The following is a 19,675-nucleotide window of genomic DNA, read 5'->3' as shown; positions in this document are numbered from 1 at the left end:
CATACCGAACACGGAAGTTAAGCTCTTCAGCGCCGATGGTAGTTGGGGGTCTCCCCCTGCAAGAGTAGGACGTCGCTGGGCAACTATAGGAAGTCGTCACCGAGTAATCGGTGGCGGCTTTTTTTGTTCTACAAAGAATTTTTAAGTACCGAAGGCACTAACCACTCCATTAACATAGCAGTTCTTTTTACTGTTGAACATAATTAATAAGGAATGTCCTTTTATAATGTCGAAAAAATTAAAGGTCTTTTCCTCGAAATGACATTTCCCGGGAAATAGAAACTAGATATGACAGGAAAGATTAAAAATAAAATAATTAAAAGGAAATATAGTATATTTTAGAATAATGAAGTTATATATTCATTCAAAGTGAAATTGTTGTTGAAAAAGAGAAATTTACAATATCTCTATTTATGCTATTATGCAGAAAAGGAGGGGAGTTTTGATTAATAAAAGTGGCTCTATAAATTATAATTACATTGGTTTACAGGCTCTATATGAGCGATTAGGGAATGATCATCCTATGAAAGCATTAATACATTCCAAAGTAATGTCTGTAAAAGCAGGTATTAATGGAGAGGCAATTATAGAAGGTATATTTAATAAATATGCTTTTCCCTTCGAATATAATATCATGTTTGATTTGAATCTTAGTGCGGATGGTAAGTTTCAAATAGATGCCTTATTCATTTCTCGACATTATATATTAATGCTTGAGTCGAAAAACATTATTGGTGAACTAAGCTTTGAAAGAGAGCCATTTTGTTTAAGAAGAAAACTGGAGAGCGGTCATGTTGATATTTTTGAGAGTCCAGAGGTTCAATTGGAAAGAAATTTGAACATGCTACATAGATGGCTAGAGAATCGAGGTATACAAATACCTCTAGTTGGGGCCATCGTGTTAAGCTCTACAAAGTCTTAAATTATAAAGCCTCCAGAGAATGCATGCATTATGTATCCAAGTAGTATTCCGAATTTTATATGGAATCAGTCAAGAAAGGCTGCATTTCTATCAACCAATCAATTGGAAGAGTTAAGTAAGAGTATTCTTAAGGCTCATAAAGATTATTATCCTTATCCAATGTGTAAAGCATGGGGGATAGATTCTAATGACTTGATCAAAGGTGTGAGATGTAAGGTATGTAACAAGATAGGCATGCGGCGTGTTATACGAACATGGAAATGTCCACATTGTCTTAATCAGCACAAGGATGCGCATATTTTAGCTATTAAAGAATGGTTTATGTTAGTTGGTGAAGAAATGACAAACAGTGATTGTCGAAGTTTCTTAAAGATAGAAAAGAGTCAGACAGCGACTAGGTTATTGCAGAGCATGAAGTTGAAAACTATTGGTGAAGGAAAAGGTGCAAAATATAAAATGAGTAGAAAAATGCTGAACGGTCATAAAATAATTTATCCGGTCATAAAAAATTCTATGCGGTCATAAAGTTAGTCTATCCGGTCATAAAACTAAGCTATCCGGTCATAAATCTCCACGAACGGTCATAAATCCAAAATCCATCCAAAAACAGTTCCTAAATAAACTTATGATTGGTTAAAATGGCACCTACTTTTCTTAAGAATGAGTAGAAAAATGCTGAACGGTCATAAAATAATTTATCCGGTCATAAAACTAAGCTATCCGGTCATAAATCTCCACGAACGGTCATAAATCCAATATCCATCCAAAAATAGACCCCAATTAAAGCTTCATTTCAGTCACAACACTCAAAATTTCCATCAAGCATTCCAAAGACATGTATTTTCCCTCATACTTCATTCATCCCTCTGTCATTATAGATATTTTCCCTCACACATTCTTAAGAACAACTACAATTCTTCAATTTTCCGATTAGGTCTAACCATAAAGGGTATATATTAATACATCTTCAACCAATGGGGAAGTATTATATAAGAGGAGTTGAAAGAATGTTAGAAAATGCATTTACTATGGTTTTGATTATCTTCGCGATTAACATTGTTTATGTTACCTTATCAACAACAAGAATGATTCTAACACTGAAAGGCTATCGTTATGTTGCAGCTTTTATGAGTATAATAGAAGTAACCGTTTATATAGTAGGTTTAGGACTGGTGTTAGATAACTTGGATGCAATCCAGAATTTAATTGCTTATGCGCTTGGTTTTGGTACAGGGATTATCGTTGGTTCTAAACTTGAGGAAAAAATGTCTTTAGGATATATTATGGTCAATGCTATTTCTACTGAAAGTGACGTTAACCACTTATCCTCTATTTTGAGGGAAGAGGGGTATGGTGTTACAGATTGGACTGCAAATGGTCTGGAAGGTCACAGACAAGCATTGCAAATATTAACTCCGAGAAAATACGAAGTTAAGCTGTATAATCGGTTAAAGGAAATCGACCCGAAAATATTTATCATTGCTTATGAGCCCAAAACTATTCATGGGGGCTTCTGGGTCAAAACGGTTCGGAAAGGGAAGTTATTTAGATGAAGCAAGAAACCAAATGGTTTGAAGTGGAGGAAAACGAAAGCATCTCTGCTTGTATGGAAAAGATGGCAAAGCAAGGCTTTCAGGTGGTCGGTAGGAGAGAAGAGCCTTTATTTGCAGAGGTAGACGGAGTTCCTACCCCTATAAGACAAATGATTCAATTAAAAGGAATAAAAGATAAAGAATCTTGAAATAAGTACTAAAAACCGAACATTATAGTTTTCTGAAAATTAATTGTTCGCTTTTAACCGTTGACGTTACTATCTAGACTTGTTAGAATATTAATAGTAATAGAACGATTTTATCCCCATATATGCTAAAGAATTGGCTTTAGCGTCTCTACCAAGTCACCGTAAATGACAGGACTATGAGGGAAAGCGACTTTTGGAAACTACTAAAAGGGTGAGTTCTTATATGCATATGCAAATAACAAACCCATTTTTTATATTCCTCAAGTAAACTGCTTTTCTTCTAAAAGAAAACAGTTTATTTGAGGAATTTTTTGTTTAAAAAAGGAAGGGACGAAAATAATGGACGCAAAAATTGGTGTAATTATGGGTAGTTCTAGTGATTGGGAAACAATGAAGCATAGCTGTGAAATCTTAGATGAATTACACATTCCATATGAAAAACAAGTAGTTTCTGCACATCGTACTCCTGATCTTATGTTTGAATATGCAGAGCAGGCAAGAGATCGAGGTATACAAGTTATTATTGCTGGAGCTGGCGGAGCAGCACATTTACCAGGAATGGTAGCTGCAAAAACAACTCTTCCAGTCATCGGGGTTCCAGTCCAATCGAAGGCATTGAACGGATTAGATTCCTTGTTATCAATTGTTCAAATGCCTGGAGGAGTTCCAGTAGCAACGGTAGCTATAGGAAAGGCAGGAGCTACAAATGCAGGGCTACTAGCGGCACAAATTCTTTCCATTCAAGATGCAGAAATTACTAGTAGATTAGAGAATCGAAGAGAAGCAACGAAAAATAGCGTCTTAGAAAGTAATGGTGAGCTACGATGACGAAGACAATCTATCCAGGACAAACAATAGGAATTATTGGTGGGGGACAGCTTGGTAGAATGATGGCCCTTGCAGCCAAAGAGGCAGGGTTTAAAGTAGCGGTACTCGAGCCAACGATGGACTCTCCTTGTGGTCAGATTGCAGATATTCGAATTGTGGCGCCATATAATGATGAGGCTGCATTAGAAGAATTAGCCGATGTAAGTGAAGTTATAACATATGAGTTTGAAAATATAGATTATGAAGGTCTAAAACGTCTTGCAGAAATTGCCTATGTTCCTCAGGGGGCAGATTTGGTAAGAATTACGCAGGACCGTATTTTAGAAAAGAAATCTATAAGAGCAGCTGGAGTTCCGGTGGCAAAATTTATAGAGGTACAAAACTATGATGAGCTAGTGTCCAACATTGACAACATTGGTTACCCTTGCGTGGTGAAAACTACGCGAGGAGGGTATGATGGTAAGGGACAGCAAATTGTCAAAAGTAAGGATGCTTTAAAACTAGCTAAGCCTCTTTTTGAACACTCGGCGTGTATTGCAGAGGCGTTTGTACCATTCAATAAAGAAATCTCTGTAATCGTTCAAAGAAATGGAAATGGTGAAACCTATTGCTTGCCAATCGGGGAAAATATTCATGTGAACCATATTCTACACGAAACCATTGTTCCAGCAAGAATTAGTACATCTCTATCGGACAAAGCGGTGGAAGCTGCTGAAACAATTGCGAACCATTTGAATTTAATAGGGACGCTTGCTGTTGAAATGTTTGTGCTAGAGGACGATAAATTACTGATTAACGAGTTAGCACCTAGACCCCATAACTCCGGTCACTATTCTATAGAAGCTTGTAATGTCTCTCAATTTCATCAGCATGTAAGAGCTGTTTGTGGTTGGCCATTACGACAACCAAAGCTATGGACGAACGCAATTATGGTTAATGTACTAGGACAGCATGTTATCCCTGTAACAAACTCGCTAAGCAAGTATCCAAACTGGTCGCTGCACTTGTATGGTAAAAGTGAGGCAAAGGAAAATAGGAAGATGGGACATGTTACTATCCTTTCGGACAATATAGAGGAAACACTGACAGAAATTGAACAATCAAAAATTTGGTCTTAATTTGGAGGAAAAGAAATGATAGAACGCTACACACGCCCTGAAATGGGAGCGATTTGGACAGAAGAAAATAAATACAATGCGTGGTTAGAGGTAGAAATACTAGCTTGTGAGGCATGGGCAGAGATTGGTGATATACCAAAGGAGGATGTCGCACTTCTTCGTAAAAATGCATCCTTTTCTGTAGATCGTATTTTAGAGATTGAGCAAGAAACAAGACATGACGTAGTAGCATTTACTCGTGCAGTATCCGAAACTTTGGGGGAAGAGCGTAAATGGGTGCATTACGGACTGACATCTACGGATGTAGTAGACACCGCTCTTTCTTATGTGATCAAACAAGCTAACGGCATTTTACGTAAAGACATTCAAAATTTTATTGAGATATTAGAAAACAAGGCTAAAGAGCATAAATATACGGTAATGATGGGTCGTACACATGGTGTTCATGCAGAGCCGACTACCTTCGGTTTAAAACTAGCTCTATGGACAGAAGAAATGAAGCGTAATCTTGAGCGCTTTGAGGCTGCGGCTACTGTAATTGAAACAGGAAAAATGTCAGGAGCAGTTGGTACTTATGCAAACATCGATCCATTTGTTGAACAGTATGTATGTGAAAAGCTAGGATTAGCAGCATCACCAATTTCAACTCAAACATTACAACGTGATCGTCATGCTCAATACTTAAGCGTAATTGCATTAGTAGCAACTTCTATCGAGAAATTTGCAACAGAGATTCGTGGTCTTCAAAAGTCAGAAACTCGTGAAGTCGAAGAGTTTTTCTCAAAAGGGCAAAAGGGTTCATCGGCAATGCCTCATAAACGTAACCCGATAGGATCAGAAAATATGGTTGGGATGGCACGTCTCATTCGTGGATATATGATGACTGCCTATGAAAATGTAGCCTTATGGCATGAAAGAGACATCTCTCACTCTTCTGCTGAGCGTGTAATTTTACCGGATGCAACAATTGCACTGAACTATATGTTAAATCGTTTTAGTAACATCGTGAAAAATCTTACTGTGTTCCCTGAAAATATGAAACGAAATATGGATTCTACATTAGGGCTGATTTACTCGCAACGTGTTTTACTTGCGCTTATTGACAAAGGGCTGGCTCGCGAAACTGCTTATGATACAGTACAGCCACTAGCAATGAAGGCTTGGGAATCTCAAACAGCTTTCCGTAACTTTGTGGATGCAGATGAAAAGATTACTTCATTATTAACAAAAGAAGAGTTGGATGATTGTTTTGACTACAATTACCACATTCAGCACGTCGATATGATTTTTGACCGCTTAGGCTTAAACGAATAGAGTTAACGAAAACATTAAGGCATATCTGAATAATGGAGGAAATTACCGTGATAAAAGGCGATCTATTATACGAAGGTAAAGCAAAAAGATTATATGCAACAGAGAACGAAGACGTTCTCTATGTTGCATATAAGGATAGTGCCACTGCATTTAATGGAGAAAAGAAAGCAGAAATTGGTGGTAAGGGAATATTAAATAACAAAATTACTACCATACTTTTCGAACAGCTAAAAAAGTATGGTATTGAGTCTCACTTTATCGAGCAAATCTCTGAAAATGAGCAGCTTGTAAAGAAGGTGGAAATTATTCCACTTGAGGTTGTCGTTAGAAATATAGCCGCTGGTAGTCTTTCAAAAAGACTCGGGATGGCAGAGGGCACTCCTTTAAAAAAACCAATCGTTGAGTTTTATTTCAAGGATGATGACCTTGGGGATCCACTCTTAACGAATGCACATTTGGAATTATTAGAAATTGCTTCACCAGTAGAAATAGATACGCTTCAAACAATGGCGCTCGAAGTTAACCAGGTGCTTCGCCCAATATTCTCTGATATTGGTGTTACTTTAGTAGATTTCAAATTAGAGTTTGGTAAAACAACAGACGGCGCTATTTTGCTTGCTGATGAAATCTCTCCTGATACTTGTAGACTATGGGATAAAGAAACAAACAAAAAATTAGATAAAGACGTGTTCAGACGCAATTTAGGAAGCTTAACAGAGGTTTATGAAATTATACTTTCCCGTCTAGGAGGACTATCAAAATGAAAAAAGTTAAAGTATATGTGACACTTCGTGAAAGTGTTTTAGATCCACAGGGGAGTGCAATAATGGGTGCTCTACACTCTATGGACTATAACGAAGTAACTGACGTTCGAATCGGTAAATATCTGGAGCTACAAATTGAAGAAGGAACACGTGATGTAGATACAGTTGTAAGAGAGATGTGTCAAAAGCTTTTAACTAATACAGTAATCGAAGACTATCGTTATGAGGTTGAGGAGGCTGTAAGCAAATGAAGTTCGCGGTAATCGTATTTCCAGGATCGAACTGTGATTTAGATATGTACCATGCGATTAAAGACGAGCTTGGAGAAGAAGTAGAATATGTTTGGCATGATGAGAAGGATTTAAGCGGATTTGACGCTATTTTATTGCCAGGCGGATTCTCTTATGGTGACTACTTACGTTGTGGTGCTATTTCTCGCTTCTCGAATATTATGTCAGAAGTAGTGAAGGCTGCTGAAGCTGGTAAGCCTGTACTAGGCGTATGTAATGGTTTCCAAGTACTAACAGAGGCTGGCCTTTTGCCTGGTGCACTATTGCGCAATAAAGACTTGAAATTTATGTGCCGAACAGTTGACTTAAAGGTAGTGAACAATGAAACTCAATTTACCTCTTCATATGAGAAGAATGAAGTTATTCAAATCCCTATTGCCCATGGGGAAGGAAATTATTATTGTGATGAGCTAACACTAACGTCTTTAAAGGAAAACAACCAAATTGTTTTCACCTATGCTTCAGAAAATCCGAACGGAAGTATTGAAGATATCGCAGGTATTGTAAATGAAAGAGGAAATGTTCTTGGGATGATGCCACACCCAGAGCGTGCTGTAAACGAAATTATGGGTGGAAATGATGGATTAGCGTTATTCAAATCTATTTTGAAACAGTGGAGGGAATCTCATGTCAGTCATGCTTGAACCAAATCCGGAGCAAATTAAAGAACAGAAGCTATATGCTCAAATGGGAATGTCCGATGAAGAATTTGCTATGGTAGAAAACATTCTAGGTAGACTACCAAACTATACAGAGACTGGTTTGTTCTCGGTTATGTGGTCAGAGCATTGCTCTTATAAAAATTCTAAGCCAGTTTTACGCAAATTCCCTACTAAGGGACCACAAGTTTTGCAAGGTCCTGGTGAAGGCGCAGGGATAGTCGATATTGGTGATGGTCAGGCAGTAGTATTTAAAATGGAATCTCATAACCATCCCTCTGCAATCGAACCTTATCAAGGAGCTGCAACTGGGGTAGGAGGCATTATCCGAGATGTATTCTCTATGGGCGCTCGTCCAATTGCAATGTTAAATTCATTGCGCTTTGGAGAACTAAAAACACCACGCGTAAAGTATTTGTTTGAAGAAGTAGTGGCAGGTATTGCTGGTTATGGTAACTGTATAGGTATCCCAACTGTTGGAGGAGAAATTCAGTTTGATGACTGCTATGAGGGTAACCCATTAGTAAATGCTATGTGTGTAGGCTTAATCAATCATGAGGATATTCAAAAAGGTATTGCGGCTGGTGAAGGTAACACGGTGATGTACGCAGGAGCAAAAACAGGACGTGACGGAATTCACGGAGCAACATTCGCTTCCGAGGAATTGACGGAAACTTCTGAAGAAAAACGCCCTGCAGTTCAAGTAGGAGACCCATTTATGGAGAAACTTTTGCTTGAAGCTTGCTTAGAGGTTATTAAATCTGACGCTATTATCGGAATTCAAGATATGGGAGCAGCAGGATTAACTTCTTCTTCAGCAGAAATGGCTTCCAAAGCTGGTTACGGAGTAGAGATGAATTTAGACTTTGTTCCACAACGTGAGACAGGTATGACTGCCTATGAAATGATGCTATCTGAATCACAGGAACGAATGCTGATTGTTGTAAAAAAAGGCCGTGAAGAGGAAATTGTAGAGATTTTTGAAAAATACGGTCTAGACTGTGTAGCAGTTGGTAAGGTGACCAACGATAAAATGCTTCGTCTATTGCATAAAGGGGAAGTAGTGGCAGAGGTTCCTGCAGATGCATTAGCGGAGGAAGCACCTGTTTATTATAAGACATCAGCTGTTCCTGCTTATTTCACAGATTTTCAAGCAATGGAAAACAAAGAACCACTAGTAACAGACTATAAAGAAACTCTTTTAAATCTTCTCCAACAGCCAACGATTGCTTCCAAGGAATGGGTATACGATCAATACGATTACCAGGTCCGTACTAGCACAGTAGTAACACCTGGTTCTGATGCAGCAGTTGTACGCGTTCGAGGAACAAATAAAGGTCTTGCTATGACGACAGATTGCAACTCCCGCTATATTTACTTAGATCCAGTTGCTGGAGGTAAGATCGCTGTGGCAGAGGCAGCACGTAATGTAGTGTGTTCTGGTGCTAAGCCGCTTGCAATTACAGATTGCTTGAATTTTGGTAACCCGGAAAATCCAGAAATATTCTGGCAGCTAGATCAGTCTGCTGAAGGAATTTCAGCCGCATGTATCGCATTAGAATCACCGGTAATTGGAGGAAACGTGTCCCTTTATAATGAAAGAAGTGGAACAGCAGTTTATCCGACACCTACGATTGGTCTTGTAGGATTAGTGGAGGATTTGGCTCATGTAACGACTCAATCCGTTAAACAAGCGGGGGATCTAGTTTATTTGATTGGTGACACTAAAACTGAATTTGGTGGATCTGAGCTACAAAAATTAGTAGAAGGACGTATTTTTGGTCAAGCACCTTCTATCGATTTAGATGTAGAGGCAGCTCGTCAAACGGCTTTACTATCAGCGATTAAAGCTGGCTTAGTACAGTCTGCACACGATATTGCAGAAGGTGGATTTGCAGTAGCCCTAGCTGAAAAAACGTTCGATGCTAAAGGGCTTGGAATTGAAGTGACGGTTCAAGGTTCGGCAATAACAACCCTATTCAGTGAAACACAGTCTCGTTTCATTGTGACTGTTAAATCTGAAAATGCTAGTCAGTTTGAAGCACTAGTACAAGATGCGGTGAAAATTGGACAGGTAACTGATACAAACAATCTAGTAATCTCTCAAGAAAACGGAACTACTTGGATAAACGGTTCTGTTGAGGAATTCCGTTCCGCTTGGAAAGGAGCAATACCATGCTTACTGAACTCAGAGGCTTAAATGAAGAATGCGGAGTGTTTGGAATTTGGGGACACTCAAACCCAGCAGCTATGAGCTATTACGGTTTACATGCATTGCAGCACCGGGGACAGGAGGGTGCTGGAATCGTAGTAACAGATGGTAAGTCATTGCGAGCTGTTAAAGGTGAAGGTCTTGTAAACGATGTGTTTAACAATGGGAAGTTGGAGCAGCTTGAAGGTCATTCAGCAATTGCCCATGTTCGCTACGCAACTGCAGGGGGATCAGGTATAGAGAACGTACAACCGTTACTATTTAATTCTACTACTGGCAGCCTGGCAATTGCTCACAATGGTAACATCGTAAATGCCACTCGTTTAAAGCGTAATTTAGAGCAGCAAGGGAGCATCTTCCAAACAACTTCGGATACAGAGGTGCTAGCACATTTACTTAAAAAAAGTAGACTTCCTTCATTTGAAGAACGTGCAAAGCAATCTCTTCGACTATTAGAAGGAGCATTTGCTTTCATCATTTTAACTGAGGATGGAATGCTAGTCGCACAGGACCCACAAGGTATGCGTCCTCTTTCTTTAGGGATGCTAGATAATGCTTGGGTGGTTGCTTCTGAGACGAGTGCCTTTGATTTAATAGGTGCAGAATTAGTTCGCTCGATTGAACCAGGAGAGCTATTAATCATTAATGATAATGGCTGCCGTTCTGAACGATATATGGAGAAGAGAGATCGTGCTATTTGTACAATGGAATATGTATATTTTTCTCGTCCAGATTCAGATATAGATGGTATTAACATTCACTCAGCAAGAAAACGATTAGGAAAACAGCTTGCAAAAGAGATCTTCATCGATGCTGACGTAGTAACAGGCGTTCCGGATTCAAGTATCTCTGCTGCAATTGGATTTTCAGAGGCTACAGGAATTCCTTATGAATTAGGACTTATAAAAAACCGATATGTAGGCAGAACATTTATACAGCCTTCGCAGGATTTGCGTGAGCGTGGAGTGAAGATGAAGCTATCACCAGTGCGTCAAGTAGTTAAAGGTAAGCGAGTGGTAATGGTAGATGATTCAATCGTTCGGGGAACAACGTCTAAAAGAATTGTGAATATGTTAAAAGAAGCCGGAGCAACAGAGGTTCATGTAGTAATTAGCTCTCCTCCTTTAAAAAATCCATGCTTTTATGGAATAGATATTAGTTCCGACTCGGAGCTGATTGCAGCAAATAATACTATCGAAGAAATGAGAGTCCTAATTGGTGCGGATTCCCTTTCCTTCTTATCGGTTGAGGGAATGGTAAAAGCTATTGGGAGACCCGAGGGAGAAAAGAATTGTGGTCATTGCTTAGCCTGTTTCACAGGAGAATATCCAACGGATATATTCCCAGACACGAAATTACCACATGAAAAAGAGCTTGTTCGATAGGAGGATTATAAATGTCAAAAGCATATGAAAAAGCTGGTGTAAATATTGAAGCCGGCTATGAAGCAGTTGAGCGCATGAAATCACATGTCGAACGCACAGCTAGAAAAGGAATCATGGGTACATTTGGTGGCTTTGGGGGAATGTTTGACTTATCTTCCTTGAATTATAAGGAACCAGTTTTAATCTCTGGAACAGATGGAGTTGGGACGAAGCTCAAGCTAGCCTTTATGACTGACACTCATGACACAATCGGGATTGATTGTGTGGCTATGTGTGTAAATGATATTGTCGCTCAGGGTGCAGAGCCTTTATTTTTCTTAGATTATGTGGCAGTAGGTAAGGCAGTGCCAGCTCGCATCGAACAAATTGTGAAGGGCGTTGCAGATGGCTGTGTTCAGTCAGGAGCGGCTTTAATCGGTGGAGAAACAGCAGAAATGCCAGGTCTATACGAAGAAGACGAATATGATCTAGCGGGATTTGCTGTTGGAGCATGTGAAAAGTCTAAAATTGTTACGGGTGAAAAGATAGCTGAAGGGGACGTTTTAGTCGGTATTGCCTCTAGTGGAGTTCACTCTAATGGATATTCCCTTGTGCGTAAAATAGTATTTGAAGAACAAGGATACAAGACGGATACAGTAGTAGAGGGCTTCGAGGAGCTTGGAAAAATAGGCAAGGCTCTATTAACTCCTACTAAGATCTACGCGAAACCAGTAATGGAGATGCATCAAAATTTAAACATTCACGGAATGGCACATGTAACTGGCGGAGGGTTCTATGAAAACCTTCCACGTATGATGCCAGAGGCTTTAGCGGTGGAAATTGATCTTGGCTCATGGGAAGTGCTTCCGATATTCCAATTTTTAAAGGAAAAAGGTCAGCTCACGGATAAGGATCTTTACAATGTATTTAATATGGGAATTGGTTTTGTACTAGCATTGTCTCAAGAAGAGGCAGAGAAGGCGATTGCTATAGCTGAGTCTCATGGAGAAAAGGCATATACAATCGGTCGTGTGGTGAAAGGTGAAGGTGTTCTATTCAACGGAACACATGACGGGAGCTTAGTGTAATGAATACAGGACCAAGATTTGCCGTCTTTGCTTCTGGAAGCGGCTCTAATTTTCAAGCAATCTATGATGCTGTACGGACAGGTAGGTTAATAGGTGAACCCGTATTAGTTGTAACTAATAAACAAGACGCTTACGTTGTAAAACGTGCAGAGGCAGTAGGAGTAGAAACACTTGTTTTAAAGCCGACTAGCTATTCTACAAAAGACGCCTATGAGCAGGAGATTTTAAAAAAGCTACAAGAACTGCAGGTCGAATGGCTAGTGCTTGCTGGATATATGAGATTAGTTGGCAATATATTGTTGGATGCATTTCCAAATCGTATTGTTAATATTCATCCATCCTTACTCCCAGCATTTCCTGGAAAGGATGCTATTGGTCAAGCATTGAAGCATGGAGTAAAGGTTACTGGAGTTACAGTACATTTGGTAGATGCAGGTATGGATACCGGACCAATACTATCTCAATATGCAGTAGAGGTTGTAGCGGAGGATCGAGAGAAGACAGAGGAAAGAATCCATGCAGTGGAGCATGAATTATACGTGAAGACCTTACAACAGCTATGGAGTTAATGGAAGAAGATAAGACAATGCCTGTAACGAATATTCACATTGACAAGGTAGTATAAGCTCGTACTTTCAAAAAAGTAAGTCATAAAGTAAAGTATGTTGATTTCTGCTCTAGGCGGACGCTTTCCGCGGGGTGAGCGATAAGCCATCCCCGCCGCTAATGCGTCGTTTGTGATTTTTCCGCACGCTAATAAGTAGGTGCGGACATAGGCTGCACTTTTCTTATTAATGAGTAATATTGATTTTTCGATAAATTAGGAGGAATTATTGTGTCAAAACGTGCATTAATCAGTGTATCAGATAAATCAGGAATTCTTGAGTTTGCAAAAGAGCTGGAACAGCTTGGTTACGAAATATTATCAACTGGTGGTACTAAATCATTTTTAGAACAAAATGGTGTTGCCATTACTTCTGTTGACCAAGTGACAAACTTTCCAGAGATTTTGGATGGTCGAGTAAAAACATTAAATCCTATGATTCACGGTGGATTATTAGCGAAACATGATGATCCTTCTCACCAAGCTCAGATGGAGGAACATAAAATCACACCGATTCAAATCGTTTGTGTAAATCTTTATCCTTTCCGAGAAACTATATCAAAGCCTGACGTAGCATTTGAGGATGCGATTGAAAACATCGATATTGGTGGACCATCTATGCTCCGTTCGGCAGCAAAGAATCATCAATACGTAACAGTGGTTACCGATGCCGCGGACTATGATGAAGTATTAAGCCAGCTAAAAGAAAACGGAGAAACTACTATTGAAACACGTCGTAGACTTGCTGCTAAAGTATTCCGTCATACTGCTGCATACGACGCGTTAATCGCAGATTATATGACAAATCTTGCGGGGGAAGATTTCCCAGAGCTATTAACCCTTACATATGAGCGTAAACAAGCGTTGCGTTACGGAGAAAATCCTCATCAACAGGCTGCTTTCTATAAACGACCACTTGGCTCAGATTTCTCAATTGCATCGGCTAAGCAATTACATGGAAAGGAGCTTTCCTATAATAATATCCAAGATGCCAATGCTGCTATCCAAATTGTTAAAGAGTTTGACTTGCCAGCCGCTGTAGCGGTGAAGCATATGAATCCATGTGGAGTTGGTACAGGAAAATCAATCTCTGAGGCATTCCAAAAAGCCTATGAAGCAGATTCTACCTCTATTTTCGGAGGAATTGTAGCTTTAAACCGTGAAGTGGATTCAGCTACCGCTAAAACATTGGCAGGAATTTTCTTAGAAATTATCATAGCTCCGTCCTTCTCTGAGGAAGCTATTGCAATGCTTACAGCAAAGAAAAATATTCGCCTATTGACCATTTCTTATGAACAAACTAAAAAAGACAAATGGAATACTGTATCGGTAGAGGGCGGATTATTAATACAATCTCCTGATACATTTGGATTAAAAGATGCAAATATAAAGGTTGTTACGGACCGTGAACCAACAGAGGAAGAATGGAAATCGATGACATTAGGTTGGAACGTTGTGAAGCATGTGAAATCTAACGCAATCGTGGTAGCGACTAAGGACATGACAGTTGGTGTAGGTGCAGGTCAAATGAATCGTGTTGGATCTGCAAAAATTGCACTTGAACAAGCAGGAGGCCTTGCAAAAGGAGCAAGCCTTGCATCAGATGCTTTCTTCCCTATGAATGATACGGTGGAGACTGCTGCAAAAGCTGGAATTACAGCAATTATCCAAACTGGAGGATCTGTAAAGGACCAAGATTCCATCGATAAAGCAAATGAATATGGAATTGCTATGGTATTTACAGGTGTACGTCATTTTAAACACTAAAGGAGGCTTCCTCATTCATGAAAATACTTGTTATTGGTAGCGGAGGGAGAGAGCATGCAATTGCTAAGCAGTTTCATTTATCTCCCTCTGTGCAAAAAGTGTTTGTAGCACCTGGAAATGCCGGAATGGCAAAGGAAGCTCAAATCGTTCCAATAGAGGCCCTTGCATTTAAAGAATTAGCCAAGTTTGCAAAGGATAATGAAATAGATTTGACGTTTGTCGGACCAGAGCAACCCCTTGCAGAAGGAATTGTAGATTTCTTTGAGGAACAAGGCTTACGCATTTTTGGACCAACGAAGGCTGCTGCACAAATTGAAGGAAGTAAAACCTTTGCTAAAGAATTAATGGACAAATATGGTATTCCGACTGCTGCTTATGAAACCTTTACAGAGGTAGACAAAGCAAAGGAATATATTGAAAGGCTTGGGGCTCCAATTGTTATAAAAGCGGATGGACTTGCTGCTGGCAAAGGTGTTGTAGTTGCCATGACGGTTGAAGAGGCAGATTCTGCAGTAGAAGACATGATTGGTAACCAATTGTTTGGAGAATCTTCTTCGCGTGTTGTAATAGAAGAATTTTTAGATGGAGAAGAATTTTCATTTATGTCCTTTGTTCACAAAGGGACTATTTATCCAATGGTTATTGCTCAAGACCATAAACGTGCTTTCGATGGCGATAAAGGTCCGAACACTGGAGGTATGGGGGCGTATTCCCCAGTTCCACAAATTTCTCAGGCAGTGGTGGATACTGCTTACGAAACTATCGTGGTGCCAACAGTTCAAGCAATGACGGCTGAAGGCATATCATTCACAGGTATATTATATGCTGGTTTAATCCTTACTAAGGAAGGACCAAAAGTCATTGAATTCAATGCCCGTTTTGGTGATCCAGAAACCCAAGTAGTTCTCCCTAGAATGAAAAGTGACTTTGGGGAGTTCATGAAATCATTGATGGATGAAAAGCCATTTGATTTGTTTTGGTCTGATGAAGCTATGTTAGGTGTAGTAATTGCTGCGGATGGTTACCCAGAAAATCCAATCAAAGGTGCAAAACTTCCTAACCTAGATTCTTTATTTGAAAAAGGCTTGCATATTTTTCATGCAGGCACGAAGAAACGGGATGAAGACTTTGTTTCAAATGGGGGTCGAGTAATTTTAGTAGCAGCAAAAGAGACCTCATTAAAAGCTGCGCAAGATAAAATATACGAAGGTCTTTCTAGTCTAGAATGGAATGACTTATTCTATCGAACTGATATTGGCTGGCGTACATTTAAATGACCACGAAAAGAATGTCCGGTAACATTACGGACATTCTTTTTTAAGATAGGAAGCATATTTCTTTTTACAAAACTTTTTAATTGAAGCGACAGACGTCGACTCCAGCGGGAGCAGGGAGACAGATGGCTTATTGCTCCCTCGCGGAAAGCGTACGTCTAAAGCTGAAATCAACCGCAATTTGTTGAAGGCTTAGACGCTTGCACTTTTCTTATCATATTTTTTTCAAATAAAACTATTATATAGTATCGAGTACTTTTATTCGTGAAGTAAATTTTAAAGTGTGATATAAACATCTTCATAAAATATAAGGGAATATACCTTTAAATTGGTTGATTAATTAGTAATGACAATAGACCTATTCGTGTATCAGAATTTACAAAAAATACATTTCAGTGCTTTGCTTTACTAAAGTACTGTGCTACTATTATTTAAATAAAAGACTTACAGGAAGGAGAAGGAATCATGCATTATCCAATATGGAAAATCGAGCATATAAGGCATCAAATAGAAGTGGTGAACGGAACGAAAGCACCAGACATATTAATAACCAATGCTACCTACTTACATAGTCATCTTAAAAAATGGATTAATGGAAATATTTGGATTGTAAAAGATCGAATTGTTTATTCAGGTACTGATATGCCGCTTATTACGAATCAGACAGAAGTATACGATGCTGCTGGACAAAAAATTGTACCAGGCTATATAGAACCTCATGTTCACCCTTTTCAATTATATAATCCACAAACGTTTGCAGATTTTGCTGCACAGTTGGGGACAACAGCGTTTATTTCAGATAATTTAATCCTTTTCCTAATGTTGGAAAATAAGAAAGCGTTTTCAATTATGGACGAGCTTAAAAAGTTGCCTTTCTCTTTTTACTGGTGGTCTCGATTTGATTCTCAAACAGAATTAGAAAATGAAGAGCAACTATTCACCTCTAAAACAGTGGGAGAATGGATTAATCGTCCAGATGTTATTATGGGAGGAGAGCTGACAGGTTGGCCAAGATTATTATCTGGTGATGACCAAATGCTTTATTGGCTCCAGCAGGCAAAAACAAATGGAATGAAAATTGAAGGTCATTTTCCAGGAGCCTCAGAAAAGACGCTTGCCAGAATGCGTTTACTAGGAGCAGATGGAGATCATGAATCGATGACGATTGAAGAGGTTGAAAGAAGAATTCTTCATGGCTATGCTGTAACTTTAAGGCATTCTTCTATTCGTCCTGATCTGCCAAATCTCTTGAAGGACATTTTAGAAAAAGATCTTCACATTTTTGACCATTTAATGATGACTACAGACGGTTCTACACCCTCCTTCCATACGGACGGTGTAATGGATAAATGTATTCAAGTTGCTTTAGATGCTGGAGTTGACCCGATAGACGCTTATTTAATGGCTTCCTTCAATGTAGCAAAATATTATAACTTATCGAATTTACATGGTGTAATTGCTAGTGGTCGCTTTGCCACACTCAACTTCCTAGAGGACGAGCAAAACCCAGTGCCAATAAGTGTTTTGTCAAAGGGTGTTTGGTTAAGGAAGAATAGTGAAAAAGTAAGAGCATTAGATCCAGTTAATTGGTCAGGAATGGCGCTATTTAAACTTGACTTTGATCTTACTGATAGTGACTTTCAATTCTCTATGCCGTTTGGAATAGAGATGGTAAATGATGTTATTACAAAGCCTTATTCCGTAAGCGTAGATACTACTGACAATGAGTTATCTACAAACCATGATGAAAGCTTCCTGTTGCTTATAGACAGAAATGGTAAATGGAAGGTATCAACCTTGATAAAGGGATTTGCGAATAAGCTTATGGGCTTTGCTTCCTCTTATTCCAACACGGGGGATATATTGTTAGTTGGAAAGAATAAGGAAAGCATGCTTCAAGCCTTTAACGAAATGAAGAAGATGAATGGCGGAATTGTCATTGTAGAGAATGAACAAGTTGTTTGTTCTATTAGTCTTCCAATAGGAGGAGGACTCTCTGATAAACCGATGGAAGCACTTATAGAAGAAGAGGTAGAACTAAAAAAAGAACTAGCTGCTAGAGGCTTTAAGCATGGGGATGCTATATATACACTGCTGTTTTTACAGTCCACTCATTTACCTTATGTCCGGATAACACAAAAAGGGATATTCGATGTAATGAAGAAAAAAGTACTATTTCCAGCAGTTATGAGGTAGGAGGATTCGAGAAAGTGTTCAAAAAATGGGGAATCATTGCTGTTGTTTGCTTGTTGCTAGCAGGTTGTTCAAAAGATGCTGGCATTGAAGAAGCTGTCGCTGAAGACACAGGAGAAGACATAGAAGATGTTGTAGAGGAAGTGATAGAAGAGGAGCCAGTTCCTCTTCCGTTTGTTGCTCCTTTTACAGGTATAGGCTCTGAAGTGGAGCTTAAACAAAGACCTGTCATGGTAACGATTAATAATCATCCGCAAGCTCGCCCACAATCCGGAATTTCTCAGGCGGACATGATTTATGAAGTGATGGCAGAAGGGAATGTAACCCGTTTTTTGGCTGTTTTCCAAAGTGAGGTCCCTGATAATATAGGACCAGTTCGAAGTGCGAGAGATTACTTTGTGGAGATAGCTAAAGGATTAGATGCTTTCTACGTAGCTCACGGCTATAGTCCTGATGCTCAAAAAATGTTAAATGCAAGAGTAGTAGATAATATAAATGGTATGCAATATGATGGGATATTCTTTAAGCGTTCTAGTGAAAGAAAGGCACCCCATAATTCCTATATTTCTAGTGAAAATATTTTTGCAGGAGCAGATCGAGTAGGAGCTTCTATGGAAATAAATAAAATCCCTACTTTTTCATTTTATGAAACAGCTGAAGGAGCAAAACTAGGTAGCCCAGCTTCTAATGTTAGCGTTCGTTATGGTTCTGGAACAAGCTTTGAGAATGAATATAATTATGTGCAAGAGCAAGGTATTTACGAAAGAAAATCTGCAGGTATTTTGACAATTGACAAAGAAAAGCAGACTCCAGTGAAGCTTGCTAATCTAATATTTATGGAAATACCACATAAAACCATTGATAATGCTGGTCGTCAGAAGCTATCCTTAGCTGATGGAGGAAAAGCATATCTTTTCCAAGCTGGTATTATGAAGGAGATAGAGTGGAAAAACGTAGACGGAATATTAGTTCCGATGGAAAATGGCATACCGGTCAAGCTGGTGCAAGGCAAAACTTGGATTAGCATTGTTCCTACTAATCCAGGGATAGAAAGCATGGTAAAGTATTTGCCATAAGTAAACGATGAAAGGAATGAACTATATGCAGATTGATAAAATTAAAGGTAAACAAACAGACCAATTATTTAATGCTATTTTAGAATTGAAGGATATAGATGAATGCTATCGCTTCTTTGATGATCTATGCACAATTAGCGAGATTCAGTCGCTTGCTCAACGATTTGAAGTAGCACATTTGCTTCGCCTCAAAAAAACTTATGAATCTATAAAAAAAGAAACTGGAGCAAGCACAGCTACTATTTCACGAGTGAGACGTGCATATGATTATGGAAACGATGCATACGATGAAATGTTAGGCAGACTCTATCCAGACGAAGCACCTGTAATAAATAGAAAAGAGTAGTAGTGAAAAGGAAACGTACATAAAGCCTTTATTGCTATTTAATATGAAAGGGCAAGAATGCTGGTAAAACAGTTATTCTTGCCTTTAGCTTTTTTAAAACTTTATAATAGTTAAC

19 protein-coding genes, 1 rRNA gene and 1 riboswitch are annotated in these 19,675 nt (G+C 39.0%); all 20 genes read left to right on the top strand.

All coding sequences use genetic code 11. The annotated features are described in order from the left end of the window. Positions 1-81: ribosomal RNA gene (gene rrf, locus H9650_RS17790) — 5S ribosomal RNA — on the top strand; the annotation flags it as partial. A gap of 361 nt (positions 82-442) precedes the next feature. Beyond that, a complete protein-coding gene (locus tag H9650_RS17785; RefSeq protein WP_191697809.1) occupies positions 443-922 on the top strand; it encodes a nuclease-related domain-containing protein in 480 nt (159 codons plus the stop codon). 30 nt (positions 923-952) lie between these two features. Then, positions 953-1,447, top strand: a complete 495-nt coding sequence (locus H9650_RS17780; RefSeq protein ID WP_191697807.1) for a hypothetical protein — start codon at positions 953-955, stop codon at positions 1,445-1,447. A gap of 482 nt (positions 1,448-1,929) precedes the next feature. Then, entirely contained in the window at positions 1,930-2,475 is a 546-nt protein-coding gene (locus H9650_RS17775; protein WP_144541586.1) for a DUF2179 domain-containing protein, read from the top strand. After that, positions 2,472-2,663: an NETI motif-containing protein gene (locus H9650_RS17770; RefSeq protein ID WP_191697806.1), complete on the top strand. Its 192-nt coding sequence runs from the start codon at positions 2,472-2,474 to the stop codon at positions 2,661-2,663. The genes H9650_RS17775 and H9650_RS17770 overlap by 4 nt, the downstream gene beginning before the upstream one ends. A 96-nt stretch (positions 2,664-2,759) precedes the next feature. Continuing rightward, positions 2,760-2,860: riboswitch (purine riboswitch) on the top strand. 142 nt (positions 2,861-3,002) lie between these two features. After that, positions 3,003-3,491 carry a 5-(carboxyamino)imidazole ribonucleotide mutase gene (gene purE / locus H9650_RS17765; RefSeq protein ID WP_144541590.1) on the top strand — a complete coding sequence of 163 codons (489 nt, stop codon included), beginning with the start codon at positions 3,003-3,005 and terminating at the stop codon, positions 3,489-3,491. Next, complete coding sequence (gene purK / locus H9650_RS17760) at positions 3,488-4,609, top strand: 5-(carboxyamino)imidazole ribonucleotide synthase (RefSeq protein WP_191697805.1); 1,122 nt, start codon at positions 3,488-3,490, stop codon at positions 4,607-4,609. The genes purE and purK overlap by 4 nt, the downstream gene beginning before the upstream one ends. A 15-nt stretch (positions 4,610-4,624) precedes the next feature. Then, positions 4,625-5,923: an adenylosuccinate lyase gene (gene purB, locus H9650_RS17755; protein ID WP_154309950.1), complete on the top strand. Its 1,299-nt coding sequence runs from the start codon at positions 4,625-4,627 to the stop codon at positions 5,921-5,923. 47 nt (positions 5,924-5,970) lie between these two features. After that, positions 5,971-6,687 carry a phosphoribosylaminoimidazolesuccinocarboxamide synthase gene (gene purC, locus H9650_RS17750; protein WP_191697804.1) on the top strand — a complete coding sequence of 239 codons (717 nt, stop codon included), beginning with the start codon at positions 5,971-5,973 and terminating at the stop codon, positions 6,685-6,687. Next, positions 6,684-6,938, top strand: coding sequence for a phosphoribosylformylglycinamidine synthase subunit PurS (gene purS / locus H9650_RS17745; protein WP_191697803.1), 255 nt, complete (start codon positions 6,684-6,686; stop codon positions 6,936-6,938). The genes purC and purS overlap by 4 nt, the downstream gene beginning before the upstream one ends. Then, positions 6,935-7,621, top strand: coding sequence for a phosphoribosylformylglycinamidine synthase subunit PurQ (gene purQ / locus H9650_RS17740; protein ID WP_151112710.1), 687 nt, complete (start codon positions 6,935-6,937; stop codon positions 7,619-7,621). The genes purS and purQ overlap by 4 nt, the downstream gene beginning before the upstream one ends. Beyond that, positions 7,605-9,836 (top strand): phosphoribosylformylglycinamidine synthase subunit PurL, encoded by a 2,232-nt coding sequence (gene purL / locus H9650_RS17735; RefSeq protein WP_151112712.1) that lies wholly within the window; start codon positions 7,605-7,607, stop codon positions 9,834-9,836. Before purQ ends, purL begins: the two co-directional genes overlap by 17 nt. Continuing rightward, positions 9,812-11,233, top strand: coding sequence for an amidophosphoribosyltransferase (gene purF / locus H9650_RS17730; RefSeq protein WP_144541604.1), 1,422 nt, complete (start codon positions 9,812-9,814; stop codon positions 11,231-11,233). Before purL ends, purF begins: the two co-directional genes overlap by 25 nt. 11 nt (positions 11,234-11,244) lie before the next feature. Next, positions 11,245-12,300, top strand: coding sequence for a phosphoribosylformylglycinamidine cyclo-ligase (gene purM / locus H9650_RS17725; protein WP_151112714.1), 1,056 nt, complete (start codon positions 11,245-11,247; stop codon positions 12,298-12,300). Further along, the gene (gene purN, locus H9650_RS17720; RefSeq protein WP_191697802.1) at positions 12,300-12,869 is read left to right on the top strand and encodes a phosphoribosylglycinamide formyltransferase; all 570 of its coding nucleotides are present in this window, start codon (positions 12,300-12,302) and stop codon (positions 12,867-12,869) included. Before purM ends, purN begins: the two co-directional genes overlap by 1 nt. Before the next feature lie 266 nt (positions 12,870-13,135). Beyond that, complete coding sequence (gene purH, locus H9650_RS17715) at positions 13,136-14,671, top strand: bifunctional phosphoribosylaminoimidazolecarboxamide formyltransferase/IMP cyclohydrolase (RefSeq protein ID WP_191697801.1); 1,536 nt, start codon at positions 13,136-13,138, stop codon at positions 14,669-14,671. Between the two features lie 17 nt (positions 14,672-14,688). Further along, a complete protein-coding gene (gene purD / locus H9650_RS17710; protein ID WP_191697800.1) occupies positions 14,689-15,948 on the top strand; it encodes a phosphoribosylamine--glycine ligase in 1,260 nt (419 codons plus the stop codon). A 462-nt stretch (positions 15,949-16,410) separates the two neighbouring features. Beyond that, on the top strand, positions 16,411-18,141 hold the full coding sequence (locus H9650_RS17705) for an adenine deaminase C-terminal domain-containing protein (protein WP_154309958.1): 1,731 nt from the start codon (positions 16,411-16,413) through the stop codon (positions 18,139-18,141). A 14-nt stretch (positions 18,142-18,155) separates the two neighbouring features. Beyond that, the gene (locus H9650_RS17700; protein WP_154309959.1) at positions 18,156-19,214 is read left to right on the top strand and encodes a DUF3048 domain-containing protein; all 1,059 of its coding nucleotides are present in this window, start codon (positions 18,156-18,158) and stop codon (positions 19,212-19,214) included. A 25-nt stretch (positions 19,215-19,239) separates the two neighbouring features. After that, the gene (locus H9650_RS17695; RefSeq protein WP_144541618.1) at positions 19,240-19,560 is read left to right on the top strand and encodes a YerC/YecD family TrpR-related protein; all 321 of its coding nucleotides are present in this window, start codon (positions 19,240-19,242) and stop codon (positions 19,558-19,560) included. Positions 19,561-19,675 lie beyond the last annotated feature (115 nt).

This window comes from Psychrobacillus faecigallinarum (assembly GCF_014836595.1).
Lineage (GTDB): Bacteria > Bacillota > Bacilli > Bacillales_A > Planococcaceae > Psychrobacillus > Psychrobacillus faecigallinarum.
This window is presented reverse-complemented; position numbering and strand designations above follow the sequence as displayed.